2 rRNA genes are annotated in these 2,601 nt (G+C 49.9%); both read left to right on the top strand.

The window, feature by feature from the left end:
• Positions 1-1,958, top strand: a 23S ribosomal RNA gene (locus FYJ43_RS11860); the annotation flags it as partial.
• 71 nt (positions 1,959-2,029) lie between these two features.
• Positions 2,030-2,145: ribosomal RNA gene (rrf, locus tag FYJ43_RS11855) — 5S ribosomal RNA — on the top strand.
• The last annotated feature ends 456 nt before the right edge of the window (positions 2,146-2,601 follow it).

Here is a 2,601-nt window from a genome sequence, read left to right as displayed (position 1 = left end):
GCGGGTGCGCACGGCCGTCGGGAAGAGGGTAGCAACCAGGATCGCCAGTTGAGGCCACAGAGTTATAGCTGAGTGGGAAACGATGTGGGAAGGCACAGACAGCCAGGATGTTGGCTTAGAAGCAGCCATCATTTAAAGAAAGCGTAATAGCTCACTGGTCGAGTCGGCCTGCGCGGAAGATGTAACGGGGCTAAACCATGCACCGAAGCTGCGGCAGCGACACTATGTGTTGTTGGGTAGGGGAGCGTTCTGTAAGCCGTTGAAGGTGTGCTGTGAGGCATGCTGGAGGTATCAGAAGTGCGAATGCTGACATAAGTAACGATAAAGCGGGTGAAAAGCCCGCTCGCCGGAAGACCAAGGGTTCCTGTCCAACGTTAATCGGGGCAGGGTGAGTCGACCCCTAAGGCGAGGCCGAAAGGCGTAGTCGATGGGAAACAGGTTAATATTCCTGTACTTGGTGTTACTGCGAAGGGGGGACGGAGAAGGCTATGTGAGCCTGGCGACGGTTGTCCAGGTCCAAGTATGTAGGCTGATGGTTTAGGCAAATCCGGACCATCTTAAGGCTGAGATACGATGTCGAGCTACTACGGTAGTGAAGTCATTGATGCCATGCTTCCGGGAAAAGCTTCTAAGCTTCAGATTATAAGAAATCGTACCCCAAACCGACACAGGTGATCAGGTAGAGAATACCAAGGCGCTTGAGAGAACTCGGGTGAAGGAACTAGGCAAAATGGTGCCGTAACTTCGGGAGAAGGCACGCTGATATGTAGGTGAAGTGATTTACTCATGGAGCTGAAATCAGTCGAAGATACCAGCTGGCTGCAACTGTTTATTAAAAACACAGCACTGTGCAAACACGAAAGTGGACGTATACGGTGTGACGCCTGCCCGGTGCCGGAAGGTTAATTGATGGGGTTAGACTTCGGTCGAAGCTCTTGATCGAAGCCCCGGTAAACGGCGGCCGTAACTATAACGGTCCTAAGGTAGCGAAATTCCTTGTCGGGTAAGTTCCGACCTGCACGAATGGCGTAATGATGGCCAGGCTGTCTCCACCCGAGACTCAGTGAAATTGAACTCGCTGTGAAGATGCAGTGTACCCGCGGCAAGACGGAAAGACCCCGTGAACCTTTACTATAGCTTGACACTGAACATTGAGCCTTGATGTGTAGGATAGGTGGGAGGCTTTGAAGCGTGGACGCCAGTCTGCGTGGAGCCAACCTTGAAATACCACCCTTTAATGGCTGGTGTTCTAACGTAGACCCGTAATCCGGGTTGCGGACAGTGTCTGGTGGGTAGTTTGACTGGGGCGGTCTCCTCCCAAAGAGTAACGGAGGAGCACGAAGGTTGGCTAATCCTGGTCGGACATCAGGAGGTTAGTGCAATGGCATAAGCCAGCTTGACTGCGAGCGTGACGGCGCGAGCAGGTGCGAAAGCAGGTCATAGTGATCCGGTGGTTCTGAATGGAAGGGCCATCGCTCAACGGATAAAAGGTACTCCGGGGATAACAGGCTGATACCGCCCAAGAGTTCATATCGACGGCGGTGTTTGGCACCTCGATGTCGGCTCATCACATCCTGGGGCTGAAGTAGGTCCCAAGGGTATGGCTGTTCGCCATTTAAAGTGGTACGCGAGCTGGGTTTAGAACGTCGTGAGACAGTTCGGTCCCTATCTGCCGTGGGCGCTGGAGAATTGAGGGGGGCTGCTCCTAGTACGAGAGGACCGGAGTGGACGCATCACTGGTGTTCGGGTTGTCATGCCAATGGCACTGCCCGGTAGCTAAATGCGGAAGAGATAAGTGCTGAAAGCATCTAAGCACGAAACTTGCCCCGAGATGAGTTCTCCCTGAGACTTTAAGTCTCCTGAAGGAACGTTGAAGACGACGACGTTGATAGGTCGGGTGTGTAAGCGCAGCGATGCGTTGAGCTAACCGATACTAATGAACCGTGAGGCTTAACCTTACAACGCCGAAGCTGTTTTGGCGAAGAGAGACAGACACGATTTTCAGCCTGATACAGATTAACAGAATTTGCCTGGCGGCTTTAGCGCGGTGGTCCCACCTGACCCCATGCCGAACTCAGAAGTGAAACGCCGTAGCGCCGATGGTAGTGTGGGGTCTCCCCATGTGAGAGTAGGACATCGCCAGGCTTCAAATTATGAGAGCCCGTTCAATGAACGGGCTTTTATTTCGCTCAAGCTGATTGTAATGTGAGCGACGTCAACAGAAAGTTTTTACTTTTTAATCGATTGATAAAAAAGATGAAAATTTTGTCTTGACTGAATATCAGAAAAGCGTAGTATACGCAGCCTGACTTGCTGAAGCGTTTAACGCTAAGGCATTGAAAGTCAACGTTCTTTAACAATTTGACCATGCAATCTGTGTGGGCACTCACTGAATAGTTAAGTCGAAAGATTTATCAATAAACTGAGTGACCAATACAAAATGACCCAATCTATTTATAGAGACGATTATTTTGGCACAGTTATTTAATTATCATTCTTTGAATGATAAAAAGCTTTAATTTACTACGGTATTTAAAGTCAGTATTTATTGAGCCGTCTCGAAAGTGACAACAAAACTTTAATTGAAGAGTTTGATCATGG

This window comes from Cutibacterium porci, from assembly GCF_009696315.1.
GTDB classification, from domain to species: domain Bacteria; phylum Actinomycetota; class Actinomycetes; order Propionibacteriales; family Propionibacteriaceae; genus Cutibacterium; species Cutibacterium porci.
This window is presented reverse-complemented; position numbering and strand designations above follow the sequence as displayed.